12 protein-coding genes and 1 riboswitch are annotated in these 13651 nt (G+C 66.9%); of the genes, 7 read left to right on the top strand and 5 right to left on the bottom strand.

What is annotated here, in order from left to right:
* Nucleotides 1–52: 52 nt before the first annotated feature.
* The 4 genes from DES47_RS05080 to DES47_RS05065 all read right to left on the bottom strand — a co-directional run bounded on the left by DES47_RS05080 (nucleotide 53) and on the right by DES47_RS05065 (nucleotide 3468).
* Complete coding sequence (locus tag DES47_RS05080) at nucleotides 53–586, bottom strand: GspH/FimT family pseudopilin (protein ID WP_133699732.1); 534 nt, start codon at nucleotides 584–586, stop codon at nucleotides 53–55.
* A 123-nt stretch (nucleotides 587–709) separates the two neighbouring features.
* Nucleotides 710–1153, bottom strand: a complete 444-nt coding sequence (gene nrdR / locus DES47_RS05075; RefSeq protein WP_133699536.1) for a transcriptional regulator NrdR — start codon at nucleotides 1151–1153, stop codon at nucleotides 710–712.
* Between the two features lie 28 nt (nucleotides 1154–1181).
* Nucleotides 1182–2432: a serine hydroxymethyltransferase gene (gene glyA, locus DES47_RS05070; RefSeq protein ID WP_133699535.1), complete on the bottom strand. Its 1251-nt coding sequence runs from the start codon at nucleotides 2430–2432 to the stop codon at nucleotides 1182–1184.
* A gap of 58 nt (nucleotides 2433–2490) precedes the next feature.
* A riboswitch (ZMP/ZTP riboswitch) is annotated at nucleotides 2491–2608 on the bottom strand.
* A gap of 17 nt (nucleotides 2609–2625) precedes the next feature.
* Nucleotides 2626–3468 carry a lytic transglycosylase domain-containing protein gene (locus tag DES47_RS05065; protein ID WP_133699534.1) on the bottom strand — a complete coding sequence of 281 codons (843 nt, stop codon included), beginning with the start codon at nucleotides 3466–3468 and terminating at the stop codon, nucleotides 2626–2628.
* Between the two features lie 265 nt (nucleotides 3469–3733).
* On the opposite strand from DES47_RS05065, the gene DES47_RS05060 reads away from it, so the two are divergent.
* Nucleotides 3734–5290: a UbiD family decarboxylase gene (locus tag DES47_RS05060; RefSeq protein WP_133699533.1), complete on the top strand. Its 1557-nt coding sequence runs from the start codon at nucleotides 3734–3736 to the stop codon at nucleotides 5288–5290.
* 225 nt (nucleotides 5291–5515) lie between these two features.
* On the opposite strand, the gene DES47_RS05055 is transcribed toward DES47_RS05060, so the two are convergent.
* A complete protein-coding gene (locus DES47_RS05055; RefSeq protein WP_208114902.1) occupies nucleotides 5516–6328 on the bottom strand; it encodes a YdcF family protein in 813 nt (270 codons plus the stop codon).
* 224 nt (nucleotides 6329–6552) lie between these two features.
* On the opposite strand from DES47_RS05055, the gene DES47_RS05050 reads away from it, so the two are divergent.
* From DES47_RS05050 to DES47_RS05025, 6 genes are read left to right on the top strand one after another with little or no spacing between them, the layout of a single operon-like run.
* Complete coding sequence (locus tag DES47_RS05050) at nucleotides 6553–10173, top strand: DUF748 domain-containing protein (RefSeq protein WP_133699531.1); 3621 nt, start codon at nucleotides 6553–6555, stop codon at nucleotides 10171–10173.
* A gap of 52 nt (nucleotides 10174–10225) precedes the next feature.
* Nucleotides 10226–10771: a peptide-methionine (S)-S-oxide reductase MsrA gene (gene msrA, locus DES47_RS05045; protein WP_133699530.1), complete on the top strand. Its 546-nt coding sequence runs from the start codon at nucleotides 10226–10228 to the stop codon at nucleotides 10769–10771.
* Nucleotides 10772–10774: 3 nt separating this feature from the next.
* Complete coding sequence (locus tag DES47_RS05040; RefSeq protein WP_133699529.1) at nucleotides 10775–11431, top strand: ABC transporter ATP-binding protein; 657 nt, start codon at nucleotides 10775–10777, stop codon at nucleotides 11429–11431.
* Nucleotides 11419–12630 (top strand): ABC transporter permease, encoded by a 1212-nt coding sequence (locus DES47_RS05035; RefSeq protein WP_133699528.1) that lies wholly within the window; start codon nucleotides 11419–11421, stop codon nucleotides 12628–12630. Before DES47_RS05040 ends, DES47_RS05035 begins: the two co-directional genes overlap by 13 nt.
* Nucleotides 12631–12655: 25 nt before the next feature.
* Nucleotides 12656–13156: a DUF3299 domain-containing protein gene (locus DES47_RS05030; protein ID WP_133699527.1), complete on the top strand. Its 501-nt coding sequence runs from the start codon at nucleotides 12656–12658 to the stop codon at nucleotides 13154–13156.
* A gap of 2 nt (nucleotides 13157–13158) precedes the next feature.
* Nucleotides 13159–13530, top strand: a complete 372-nt coding sequence (locus tag DES47_RS05025; protein ID WP_133699526.1) for a hypothetical protein — start codon at nucleotides 13159–13161, stop codon at nucleotides 13528–13530.
* The last annotated feature ends 121 nt before the right edge of the window (nucleotides 13531–13651 follow it).

Genomic DNA, 13651 nt, shown 5'->3' with positions numbered 1-13651 from the left:
TCGTCGCGCCGCCTGCGCCGTTGGTCGGCGCCCCCCGTGTTCAGGGGGCGGTTCAGCAGGACTTGTAACCAGATGCCTTGGCGCCCGGAGAGCAGGTGCGCACACGGCCCATGATGTTGATGATCTGGTGGATTTCGTCGCCGCTTGCCGCCTTGACCTTCATCGTCGCCGTCGGCGTCACCGTGCCTTGCTGCGGATCGAAAGCCAGCGAGCGGGAGTTGGTCTGGAAGCTGACCTTGGTGCCCGCGTCCAGCTTGACGACGCGAAGGATCTCGCGTGGGGCACTGCAAACGGCCGCACCGTCGGCGGTGCAGGTGCAGTCGGCCGCGGTGCCGGCGTGGATGATGTAGCAGCTGCCACCCTGGGTGGCCGAGAAGCTGACGCGCAGGGTCTCGTTGCGTGACACGGCCAGGCCGCGGGTGTAGGACAGATCGGACTTCAGTTGCTCGGCCGCGCCTTCGAGGTGGCGTTGGGTGCGGGCCTTGTCCAGGCTCGGCAGGGCGACGCTGCTCATGATGGCGGTCACGGCCATCACCACCAAGGACTCGATCAGACTTACACCGCGAACGTTGTGCTTGTTGCCCATTTTTGCCCCCTGTGAACCGGCTTGATTGCCTATGGGTTCACTGTAGGAGAACGGTCCGAAATCAGCGCTCCCACCGAGGGGGGAGCGGGCCACCCCAAGAAGGGGGAGAGGGCAACTACGGAGTTAGATGTCTCTGATGAGCTGCCTGAACTCATCGACGTCCTCGAAGCTGCGATAGACCGAGGCGAAGCGGACGTAGGCGACCTTGTCGATGCGCTTGAGTTCGCGCATCACCAGCTCGCCGAGCTTGGTGGAGGGCATTTCGCGGGCGCCGCTGGCGAGCAGCTTTTCTTCGATGCGGGCCAGGGCGGCGTCAATCTGCTCGATGCTGACCGGGCGCTTGCGCAGCGCCAGCAGCATCGAGGCGCGCAGCTTGGCGGGCTCGAACTCGGCCCGCGTGCCGTCTTTCTTGACCACCGCCGGGAGCGCGATTTCGGCGCGCTCATAGGTGGTGAAGCGCTTGTCGCAGCTCAGGCAGCGCCGGCGCCGGCGTACCACGTCGCCCTCGTCACCTTCCCGGGTCTCGACGACCTGGGTTTCCTGGTGACTGCAGAAGGGGCAACGCATGGGGCGCCGGTGTCAGCTTCGGCCGCGATCAGCCATAGACCGGGAACTGGCGTGCCAGTGCCGCCACCTTGGCGCGCACGGCGGCGAGGTTGGCCTCGTCATGCGGGTTGTCCAGCACGTCGGCGATCAGGTGGGCGGTGGCCCGTGCCTGGTCCTCCTTGAAGCCCCGCGTCGTCATCGCAGGGGTGCCCAGGCGGATGCCGCTGGTGACCATGGGCTTTTGCGGGTCGTTCGGGATGCCGTTCTTGTTGCAGGTCATATGGGCCAGGCCCAGCACGGCCTCGGCCTCCTTGCCGGTCATGTTCTTGGGGCGCAGATCGACCAGCATCACATGGCTTTCGGTGCGGCCGGAGACGATACGCAGGCCGCGCTCGGTCAGCGTGTCGGCCAGCACCTTGGCGTTCTTGACCACCTGTTCCTGGTAGGCCTTGAACTCGGGCGTCAGCGCCTCCTTGAAGGCCACGGCCTTGCCGGCGATGACGTGCATCAGCGGGCCGCCCTGGATGCCGGGGAAGATCGCGCTGTTGATCTTCTTGGCAATCGCCTCGTCATTCATCAGGATGATGCCGCCGCGCGGGCCGCGCAGGCTCTTGTGCGTGGTCGAGGTCACCACGTCGGCGTGGGGCACCGGGTTCGGATAGGCGCCGGCGGCGATCAGGCCGGCGTAGTGGGCCATGTCCACCATGAAGTAGGCGCCGATTTCCTTGGCAATCCTTGAGAAACGCTCGAAGTCGATGCGCAGGCTGAAGGCCGATGCGCCGGCAATGATCAGCTTCGGCTTGTGCTCGCGGGCGGTGGCTTCCATCGCGTCGTAGTCGATGTCTTCCTGCGCATTCAGGCCGTAGCTGACGACCTTGAACCACTTGCCGCTCATGTTCAGCGCCATACCGTGGGTCAGATGGCCGCCTTCGGACAGGCTCATGCCCATGATGGTGTCGCCCGGCTGCAGCAGGGCGAAGAACACGCCCTGGTTGGCCTGCGAGCCGGAGTTGGGCTGCACATTGGCGTAGTTGGCGCCGAACAGCTGCTTGACGCGGTCGATGGCGAGCTGCTCGACGACGTCCACATACTCGCAGCCGCCGTAGTAGCGCTTGCCCGGATAGCCCTCGGCGTACTTGTTGGTCAGCTGGCTGCCCTGGGCCTGCATCACCGCCGGCGAGGTGTAGTTCTCCGAGGCGATCAGCTCGATGTGATCTTCCTGGCGCTGGTTCTCGTGCTGGACGGCGGCCCACAACTCGGGGTCCACATTGGCGAGGGTAGAGGTGTTGCGATCAAACATGATGTGTTGGCGTTGGTCTAGGGTTGGCGCCGCGCACCGGCGGCATGCGTCGGAAGCGGAGGGCGGCCCAGGCGAACGGCATCAAACCAGCTGGAGACCCTCCCCAGCTGTTCGCGCTTCCCGGTGGTGGTCCACCTTCGGGCCTGCGGCCCGTATCGCCAGTTGCGCAGAATTGGAAGTGTAGCGGAGGAGCTCAGCGGGCGAGCGCAAGACGCTGGTCACCGGCGGCGTTCTGCTCGTTGGCGGCCATCAGTTCGCGCGGCGGTGCGGCACGTGGCACCTGGCCCTGCATCACGGCCTTCAACTGCTCCTGCTCGGCCAGCACGCGGCCGGCATAGCCGCCATCTTCGGTCAGGTTGGCCGCGCCGACGTAGTAGCGCAGGCCTTCCTCGACGCCGCCGGCGCGCTGAATGCACTCCTTCAGCACCTGCACACCGACGCGCAGATTGGTGATCGGGTCGAAGGCGGCCAGATTGCCGCCAAAGGCGGTGTACTTGTCGTCATGGACGCGGGTCAGCACCTGCATCAAGCCTTGCGCGCCCACGGGGCTCTGGGCGAACGGGTTGAAGCTGGACTCGATGGCGATGATGGCCAGTATCAGTGTCGGCTCGACGCGGGCCCGCTGGCCTACGCTCCAGGCTTCCTGGACCAGGCGGCTGATCGGCTCGGGCGCCACCTTGTAGCGCTTGGCCAGCCAATGCGCGACAGCCGCCTGCTGGCGCGGCAGATCTTTGGGGTTGGAGGCGGTAGCACGGGCCACGGCATCCGGCTCATTGACCGCGTACAAGGTATCGCCATCGGCCTCGGCACGGGCTTCCTGGCGGGCGTTCAACCAGCCCAGGGCCTGGGTCTCGATGCGGTGACGCAGATCGTGCTGGCTGGTGATGGTCATCAGCAGGGCCACCACGCCAAGACCCACAAGGGCCAGGGTGTTGTGGCTGACGACCAGCAATCCCTGGGCGATGTCCTTGACGAACACCGAGGAGGCACTACCGACGTCCTCCATCAGGGCAAACAATTTTCGACGCGCTGTCATGCGACTCCTTTCTTCTCTGGGCAGGTCTCTGTTCGTGAACATGTCCACGCTTCAAGACCCGCCAGTGATAATGGGCTGTACTCCGCAGGCTGGGCCAAGATGGCCAGGCAGCACTCGGGACACAGCGTCCATCGGCAGCGTTGCGCTTCCTCCTCCTAGCAGAGGTCGCACGGGTTAACCCCAGTCAAGTCTGGGCTTGGGCGGATTCTAAAGAGCAAAAATAACGAGTCAAGCTTTAGACTGGTCTTCTTAATAACTAATAAGTATGAAATACCGAGATTTGCGTGACTTCATGGCGAATTTGGAGGCCATGGGCGAATTGCGCCGGATTGCAGAGCCAGTGGCGACTCACCTGGAGATGACGGCGCTGAGCGACCGCGTGCTGCGTGCCGAGGGTCCGGCGCTGCTTTTTGAACAACCTAGGGGGTCCGGCATCAAGGCGCTGACGAATTTGTTCGGCACCCCCAAACGAGTGGCCCTGGGCATGGGGGCCGACAGCCTGGCCGAACTGCGCGACGTCGGCCGTGTGCTGGCCAGCCTCAAGGAACCCGAGCCGCCCAAGGGCCTGAAAGACGCAGGCAAGCTGCTGCAGATGGCCAAGGCGCTGTGGGACATGAAACCCTCGGTCGTGCGCAAGGCTCCCTGCCAGGATGAGGTGTTCGCCGGGCCGGACGTCGATCTGGGCCGTCTGCCGGTGCAGACTTGCTGGCCCGGCGACGCGGGGCCCTTGATCACCTGGGGCCTGGTGATCACCCGCGGGCCGCAGTCAATTCCGGTGCCGCGTGCCAGGCAGAACCTGGGCATCTACCGCCAGCAGGTGATCGCCCGCAACCAGGTCATCATGCGCTGGCTGGCACATAGAGGCGGGGCGTTGGACTTCCGCGACTTCGCGCTGGCCAACCCCGGCAAACCGTTCCCGATTGCCGTGGCGCTGGGCGCCGACCCGGCAACGATTCTGGGCGCGGTCACGCCGGTCCCCGACAGCCTGTCCGAGTACCAGTTCGCCGGCCTGCTGCGTGGCAGCCGTACCGAGCTGGTCAATAGCGGCGTCGGCGAGGCGGGCGTGATGCTGCAGGTGCCGGCCAGCGCCGAGATCGTGCTGGAGGGCCATATCCCGGTGGCCGAACCCGGTTTCACCGGCCGCAGCGAAGCGGGTGTGCAGCTGAAGGAGAAGGGCGGCTATCTGCATGCGATGGAGGGGCCGTTCGGCGACCACACCGGCTATTACAACGAGCAGGACTGGTTCCCTGTGTTCCAGATCGACCGCCTGACCCAACGCCAGGACCCTATCTACCACTCGACCTACACTGGCAAGCCGCCCGACGAGCCGGCCATCCTGGGCGTGGCCTTGAACGAGGTCTTCGTGCCGATACTGCAAAAGCAGTTTCCTGAGATCGTCGACTTCTATCTGCCACCCGAGGGCTGCAGCTACCGGATGGCCGTGATCTCGATCAAGAAGGCCTATCCGGGCCATGCCAAGCGGGTGATGTTCGGCCTGTGGAGCTTTCTGCGTCAGTTCATGTACACCAAGTTCATCGTGGTCACCGATGACGATGTCGACATCCGCGACTGGAAGGAAGTGATCTGGGCCATCACCACCCGCATGGATCCGGTGCGCGACACCACGCTGGTCGAGCAGACGCCGATCGACTACCTGGACTTCGCCTCGCCGGTCAGCGGCCTGGGCGGCAAGATGGGGCTGGACGCCACCAATAAATGGCCCGGCGAGACCACGCGCGAATGGGGCCGCACGATCACCATGCCGGCCGAGGTGGAGCAACGGGTGGCCCATCTGTTTGACGCGCTGATGTCAAAAAAATGACCATCCTGGCTTGAAGCCGGGAGTTCGCTCGCCTACTCTTCCACTACCTGCGATGCAGGCCTATCCGCTGGCGCAGTCTCTGCGCGGCAGGAGCCCCAGGGCAATGACCTGGAGCCCCAATGACGGCGTAAGCCGTCCAACCCCTCCCGACTTCGGTCGAGAGGGGTTCGTCGTTTATGGGCTGCAGTTATGTGCTGGAGTTATCGGCTGCAGATTTGCGGCCACTCAGGCCCCTGACAGAGATCCCATCCATTCCTTCAGAACCAGGCGCACCGTCTGTCCGCCCTGTGCCGAGGGCAACCAGCGCTGGCTGCTGACCTTGGCCGAGACGCCCATGCCCATGGGCGCGGCAACAATCTCGATCTCGTTGCCGGCCAGCGCCTGGAAGGCCTTCAGCGCCCGCGGCATGTGCCAGCCGTGTGTGACGACGATCACCTTGCGCACACCGGCCTCGCGCAGCAGGACCAGGCTGCGCAGCGCGTTTTCATGGGTGTCCTTGGCATAGGGGTCGACCCACTGCAGGCTGCGGCCGAACTCCTGGCTGGCGATGCGCTGTGCCACCAGGGCCTCCGGCGTGTCATCGTCGCTGGCCCCTTGGGCCAGCCCGCCGGAGAAGCCCACCGGCGCACCCAGCCGCTTGCCCAGCCACAGGCCGTAGCGCAGGCGCTCCAGCGAATGCGCGCTCAGATTGGCCACCCCATACTCCGGCGCATAGGGCTGGGTGCCGGCGCCCAGCACGGCGATGCTGAGGGTCTTTCTGCTTTGCGTGTCCTTGCTGAGGGCGGCCAGGGCATCGACATCAAGCGCCGGCTGCGGGGGCAACAGCAGCCGCGCCAGACCCTGTCCGGCGGCCTCGCTCTGGCTCAGCCACAAACCTGTCGCGCTGAACAGCACCAGCAGCCAGCCCGCCGCATGCTTGCGCCACAGCAGCAGCGCCGCCAGCGACAGCAGGATCAGGAACGGAATCGGAGGCAGCAGCAGTGCGGAGATGAAGGGCTTTAGAGACTGCAGGGCAAGCGCTTCGAGCAAGGCATTCATTGAGGTAAGGGGCCGGTGATGGGGAGGGGCGCCTGATTGTCCTGGTGCCGTCATGGTCCCCTGCATCCGGATGTAGCCGGCCCTTGATAGCTCAGCCCGGTGTGCCAGGTGGCCGACGTACCGCCGCTTACCTTTGTTGCAGCTTTCGCCTGCTTGCTTCGAGGTGCAGGTCTCGCCATCCGCCGGGGTACAGTTTGATATCTGATCCTTGCTTGGAGCTGTTTTTGCGAATTTGGCGTGGTGCGTGGAAGGCCGGGGCAGCGGCCATTGTTGTGTTGCTGTTGCTGGTCTTGTCCAGCATCTGGCTGCTACCCTGGATGTTGCGGCAACAGGTGTTGCCGCAGCTGGCGCAGACCCTGGGTCGCGCGGTCACGGTGCAGCAAATGGACTTCGTGCCCTGGCGCATGGAGCTGACCCTGCAAGGACTGCAGGTGGCCGGCGCCGCGGCCGGTGATGCCCCGCTGCTGGAGATCGAACGGGTGGCAGTGAATCTGTCGCTGACCAGTCTGTGGCATCGCGCGCCCGTGATGGAGGCGCTGACCTTGGAGCGGCCGCTGTTGCGCCTGGCGCGCCTCGCCGAGGGCCGCTACAGCATCGACGACTTGCTGCAGCGCCTGCAAGCAGGCCCGCCGCCCGCGCCCGACGATAAACCCGCGCAATTTGCGCTCTACAACCTGCAGCTCCGCGAGGGCAGGCTGCTGCTCGACGACAGGCCCGTTGGTCAAGGCCACGAACTCAGCCGGCTTTCGCTGGACCTGCCCTTTCTGTCGAACCTGGACACCCATATCAAGGCCAAGGTCCAGCCGCGGCTGGCCGGTGTGCTCAATGGCGTCGCCTTTGATTCCGGCGCGATCACCACGCCCTTTGATGCGCGTCACGAAACCAGCCTGAAACTGCATCTGGACGCGCTCGATCTGCGGCCCTATCTCGGTTATCTGCCCAAGGGCCTGCCGATCAAGCTGCTGCAAGGCCGCGTGACGACCGATCTGGAGCTGGACTTCGCGCAGGCCGACAAGGCGGCGCCGAAGATCAGCCTCAGAGGGCGGCTGCAGCTGAGCGACTGGGCCCTGGCTCATGCCGATGACCAGCCCTGGCTTGAATGGAAGCGGCTGGATCTGAGCCTCAAGGACGTGCAACCGCTGCGCCAACTGGCGCGGTTCGGCGAGCTGCGGTGGGAGGCGCCCAGCCTGAGCCTGTTGCGGCTGCGCTCGGGTGAGCTGAAGCTGCCGGGCTCAGGTGCGAAGGCTGCCGCTGGCCCATCCGCCAACAAGACCGAGCCCGGCTGGCAACTGAGCCTGGACCGTTTCGCCCTGCAGCAGGGGGCGCTGCAATGGCGCGACCAGGCCGGCGGCCCGGCCGCGGCGCTGAATGTCGAGCAGTGGGCGCTGGAGCTGAAGGGCCTTGCCTATCCGCTGGCCGCCGAGGCCGGCCTGCAGCTGTCGGGACGGCTGGCCTCGGCCGCCAAAGCCGCCGCCGCCGCCGACTTCAAGGCCCAGGGCCAGATCAAGCCCGACGGCGCGCAGATCGAGGCGCAGCTGCAGGGCCTGCAACTCGCCTGGCTGGCACCTTATCTGCAACAGGCCACGCCGCTGAAGCTGCAGGGCCAGTTGGGTGTGCAGGCGCGCTTGAGCTGGATGCAACCTGCCGGTGGCGAGGCCAAGCTGGGCCTGGAGATCCAGCAGGCCAACCTCGACAACTTCCAGGCCCTGGACGGCACGGCGCCGGTCCTGGGCTTGAAGCGCCTGGAGCTGGCCGATACCCGGGTGGACCTGGCCTCGCGCCAGCTGCAGATCGGCGCGCTGAGCCTGAAGTCGCCCAGCGCGCGCCTGGAGCGGGCCGGCAGCGGTGGCTGGAATGTCGAACGCTGGGCGGCCGCACCATCCGCTACAGCAGCATCGGCCCCGGCCGCCACCCCCTGGGCCGTGCAACTGATGACGCTGCGTGTCGAGGACGGGCGCCTGGCCTTTAGCGACGCGCAGGCGGGCGACGGCATCGATGACCTGCCGGTTCGCTATGCGCTGGACGGCCTGCGAATGGAGTTGCAGGAGCTGAACCTGGGCGGCAAGCCCGGCGCGATGGCGCCGCTGCGCCTGCAGGCACGGATCGGCCCCTTGCGGCCCGGGCAGGCCGTTGCCGCAGCCACGGAGACGGGCAGCCTGGACTGGCGCGGCAGCCTGGGCCTGCAGCCGCTGGCCGCCAAGGGCAGCCTGCGCCTCGACCGCCTGCCCATCCAGGGGCTGGACGGCTATCTGGAGCGCGAGCTGCGCCTGAGCCTGCAGCATGGCGACCTCGGCTACCGCGGCGACTTTGCCGTCAGCCTGGCGCCGGGCGGGGGCCTGCAGGCCAGTGCCGATGGCGATGCGTTGCTCGGTGATCTGAAGCTGACCCAGCGCCACACCGGCGAAGACCTGTTGAACTGGCAGGCATTGAGCCTGAAAGGCCTGAAGCTTGCGCTGCAGCCCGGCACTGCACCGAAGCTCGATATTGCCGAGTTGAGCCTCAGCGACTTCTTTGCCCGGCTGGCCGTCAGCGAGCAGGGGCGTTTCAATCTGGGCGAGGTCAGGGTGGTGCACGAGCCAGCTCCTGCTGCCCAATCCGCAAGCGCAGCCGAGGCCACGGCTGCACCGGCGCTGCTGCTCAGCGTGGCCAGCACCCGGCTGCTGAAGGGCCGGGTGGACTTCAGCGACCAGTTCGTGCGGCCCAACTACCGCGCCGACATCACGAATCTGCAGGGCAGCCTCGGCGCCTTCAGCTCGGACAGCACCGAAATGGCGGCGCTGGAGCTGCGTGGCACCGTGGCCGGCACGGCCGCGCTGGAGATCACCGGCCGCCTCAACCCCAGCGCCCAGCCGCTGATGCTGGACATCGCCGCCAAGGCCAGCGATCTGGAGCTGGCGCCGCTGACGCCCTACGCGGCCAAGTACGCCGGCTATGCGATCGAGCGCGGCAAGCTGTCGATGGATCTGAACTACCGTATCCAGGCCGATGGCAAGCTGGAGGCCAGCAACCAGGTGATCCTCAACCAGCTGACCTTTGGCGAGCGGGTGGACAGCCCCGATGCGACCAAGCTGCCCGTCTTGCTGGCGGTGGCGCTGCTGAAGGACTCGAACGGCGTGATCGACGTGCGCCTGCCGGTCAGCGGCTCGGTCAATGACCCGCAGTTCAGCGTCAGCGGCATTGTCCTCAAGCTGATACTGAATCTGCTGGGCAAGGCGCTGACCTCTCCGTTCTCGCTGCTGATGGGCGGCGGTGGGCCGGACCTGAGCTATGCCGAGTTCCTGCCGGGCAGCGCGGTGCTGAGCGAGCAGGGCCAGGCGACGCTGGCCAAGGTCGCCAAGGCCCTGCAGGACCGGCCCGGCCTGAGCATGACGGTGACCGGCGCGGCCGATCCGCAGTCCGAACGTGATGCGATCCAGGCGGCTGACCTGGAGCAACGCCTGCTCGCCGAGCGCCGGCGTGAGCTGCAGCGCGCCCAGACTGCGGCCGGGGCGGCGGCGGCACAGCAGGAGCCGAGTCTGACGCCGGGCGACCGCGAACGGCTGCTGCGGGTGCTCTACAAGAACAGCGACATCCCCGGCCGGCCGCGCAATCTGGTCGGCCTGCTGAAAGACCTGCCGCTGCCGGAGACGGAGGCGATGCTGAGGGCCTGCCATCTCGTCACGGCCGAGTCGGCCCGCGCGCTGGCGCTGGCGCGCGGCGTGGCGGTGCGTGATGCCTTGATCGCCAGCGGCCTGCCCAATGCGCGCCTGTTCCTTGCCGCGCCCAAGCTGCGCGCCGCGGCCGAAGAGGATGAGGCCAAGGCCAACTGGACGCCGCGTGTGGTCTTGTCGCTGGAGAAACATTGAGCAACAAGACATCGCTATGCTGCCGCCTGAACAATTGCAAGGAGATGCAGCCATGAGCGAACCACAAGCCGCCGAAACGATCACCCTCGGTGGAGGCTGCTTCTGGTGCACCGAGGCCGTCTACGAGCAGGTGCAGGGTGTGCTGGGTGTCGAGTCCGGCTACTGCAATGGTCATGTGGTCCAGCCCAATTACGAGCAAGTGTGTTCGGGCCATACCGGCCACGTCGAGGTGGTGCGGGTGCGCTTTGACCCGGCCCAGATCCCTCTGCGCGCGGTGCTGGAGATCTTCTTCAACATCCATGACCCGACCACCCTGAACCGCCAGGGCAATGACGTGGGCACGCAGTACCGCTCGGGCATCTACTTCCACAGCGTGGAGCAGGAGGCTGTGGCGCGCGAGGTGTGGGCCGAGGCCCAGGAGGCCCATGGCGGCAAGGTTGTGACCGAACTGCAGGTCGAAACCAACTACTGGCCGGCCGAGGCCTACCACCAGCACTACTTTGCCCAGCATCCGGAGCAGGGCTATTGCGCCTTCGTCGTCGCGCCCAAGGTCGAGAAATTCCGCAAGACCTTCAAGGCCCATCTTCGCAAGGGCTGAGACGTGATCGAACTGAAGGACTTGCGCTACGACTATCGCAACGGACCCACGCTGAGCTTTGCCGATCTGAGCGCCTCGGCCGGCTGCACGCTGCTGGTGCGTGGTGCCTCGGGTGCGGGCAAATCCACCCTGCTGGCCTTGATGGCCGGGCTGTTGACGCCGACGGCCGGCCAGGTGTTCGTCGATGGCATCGATGTCGGCGCGCTGGCGCCACGCCAGCGCGACGCCTGGCGCGGCGCCCATCTGGGCTTTGTGCCGCAGCGCCTGCATCTGAGCGAGGCGCTGAGCGTGCGCGACAACCTCGGCCTGCCCTATGTGTGCGCTGGCGAGCCGGTGCAGCCGGCACGCATTGCGGAGGTGCTGGAGCGCCTGGGCCTGCAAGGCCTGGCCGCTCGCCGCCCGCATCAGCTCAGCGTCGGCCAGGCGCAGCGGGTGGCGCTGGCGCGGGCGGTGCTGCGCGGCCCCAGCCTGCTGCTGGCTGATGAACCCACGGCCAGCCTGGACGATGAAGCTGCGGCCGAGGCGCTGCGCCTGCTGATCGAACTCGCCGCGCTGAGCCGTGCCACGCTGGTGCTGGCCACCCATGATGCGCGGGTGAGCCAGGCGCTGCCGGATGCGCAGTTGCTGCAGTTGAACAGGGCGCCAGCATGTTCCGCCTGATCGCGCTGGCCTGGCGCTATCTGTGGTCGCAGCCGCTGACGGCGGCGCTGAATCTGCTGCTGCTGAGCCTGGGGCTGGGAGCGATCAGCTTCGTGATCCTGGTCAGCGAGCAGGTCGAGCAGGCCGTCACGCGCGATCTGGCCGGCATCGATCTGGTCGTCGGTGCCAAGGGCAGCCCGATGCAGATCATGCTGGCCGGCGTGTTCCATCTGGACGTGCCCACCGGCAATATCCCGCTGGCGACGCTGGAGCTGTTGCGCAAGCAGCCCCTGGTGGCGCGGGCGATTCCGTTGTCGCTGGGCGACAGCCTGCAGGGTTACCGCATTGTGGGCAGCACGCCCGAGTATCTGGATCTCTACCAGGCGAAGCCGGCGGTCGGTCGCGTCTGGCAGGCACCGCTGGAGGCCGTTCTGGGCGCCGAAGCGGCCCAGCGCAGCGGCCTGACCGTCGGCGCCCAGTTCGCCAGCTCCCATGGTCTGGCGGGGCAGGGCGATGCCCATGAAGACCGTCGCTACACGGTCGTCGGTGTGCTGGCGCGCAGTGGCACCGTGCTTGACCGCTTGGTGCTGACCGGTCTGGAGTCGGTCTGGGCCGTCCATGAGCATGGTGACGAACACGATGACGACCATGTCGACGCCGAACTTGATGCCAGGCGTGAGATCACCATGGCACTCGTCAGCTACCGTGGCCCGCTGGGTGCGGCGATGCTGCCGCGCTGGGTGAACGCCCAGCCGGGTCTGCAGGCAGCGGCACCGGCGCTGGAGACGGCGCGGCTGCTGCGCATGGTCGGCGCCGGCACCGAGGTCTTGCGCGGCTTTGGTGTGTTGCTGCTGCTGGCCGCGGGGCTGTCGGTGTTCGTGGCCATGCTGCATGCGGTGCGCGAGCGCCGCAACGATCTGGCGATGATGCGCATGCTGGGCGCGCCCCCCGCACGGGTGGCCGGCCTGGTGGCCGCCGAGGCGCTATGCTTGGGCGTTGTGGCGACGGTGCTGGGTTTGGCACTGGGCCACGGCCTGACCCATGGGCTGGGGCTGATCCTGGCCGCGCAGCAGTCGATCATGGTCACCGGTGGCTGGTGGTCGGTCCGGGAATGGAGTGTGCCGGCGCTGGCCGTGTTGCTGGCCCTGCTCAGCGCGGCCTTGCCGGCCTGGTCCGCCTTCCGGCTCGACGTCACGCAGCTGCTGCAGACGCCGCGCTGAGGTTTTTTGTAGGAATGGAACGATCATGAACCGCAAGCTCAAGCAAATGCTCGTCGTCGCCGCGCTGGGCGCCAGCCTGTTGGCGGGCCAGGCGCAGGCCCAGGCGCCGGTCGGCCAGGGCCCCGGTTACCACGACCCGCGCAGCCCGATCAAGCCGCTGCAGGAGCGTGAAGGCATCGTCTCCTGGCAGCTCTTGAGCTCGGTCACCACCAAGGCCGAGAAGAACAAGCTGATTCCCGAGTTTCCCAAGCCGCTGCAGGCACTGAACAACCAGACGGTGAAGATCCAGGGTTTCATGCTGCCCTTGGAGCCCGGTGACAAGCAGCGCCACTTCCTGCTGTCCTCGGTGCCGACCAGCTGCTCGTTCTGCGTGCCGGCCGGCCCGGAAGGCCTGGTCGAGGTGAAGACCAGGAACCCGGTCAAGTACACCCTGGAGCCGGTGGTGGTCGAAGGCCGCATGGCCGTGCTGAATGCCGACCCGTACGGCATGTTCTACCGCGTCACCGACGCGCAGGCGACCGAGTGACGATGTCCGCCAGGCGCCGAGGCACGCAACACCGCACGCAGCCCTCCTGGCTGTGGGCGCTGCTGCTGTGCGCGGCGCTGCTGGGCAGCCAGGGGCTGGGCCTGGCCCACAGAGTCGTTCACGCCCAGGCCGGCACCGCGTTGCTGGCGCTGAAGGCGGCAGCTCAGCCATCGGGTGACTTTGCCGGCCATGCCGAGCACAGCATCCAATGCCAGCTGTTCGACCAGCTGTGCCATGGCGATGGGTTGACCGCCCAGAGCCTACAATTTGGCGCCATCGCGCCCCAAGGCCTGCAGACGCTGATACGTCTGGCCACGGCCCATCCTGCGCCGCTCTGGCGCAGCCCCGCCCGCGCACCTCCCGCGCTGGGCTGACAAACCCCCGCTGATCCCTTCCTGACCCAGGTGGCCGTTCGCCGGCCTCGGGTTGGCTGCCTTTCTTGTTGGCCGCTGCCTTGCGAGCGCACATCGCTGCGCGCGGGCCGCCGCCATGGAG

It is taken from the genome of Roseateles toxinivorans (assembly GCF_004362525.1).
Classification (GTDB): Bacteria; Pseudomonadota; Gammaproteobacteria; order Burkholderiales; family Burkholderiaceae_C; genus Paucibacter; species Paucibacter toxinivorans.
The sequence above is the reverse complement of the archived record's forward strand: the minus strand, read 5'-3'. Positions and strand labels throughout refer to the sequence as shown.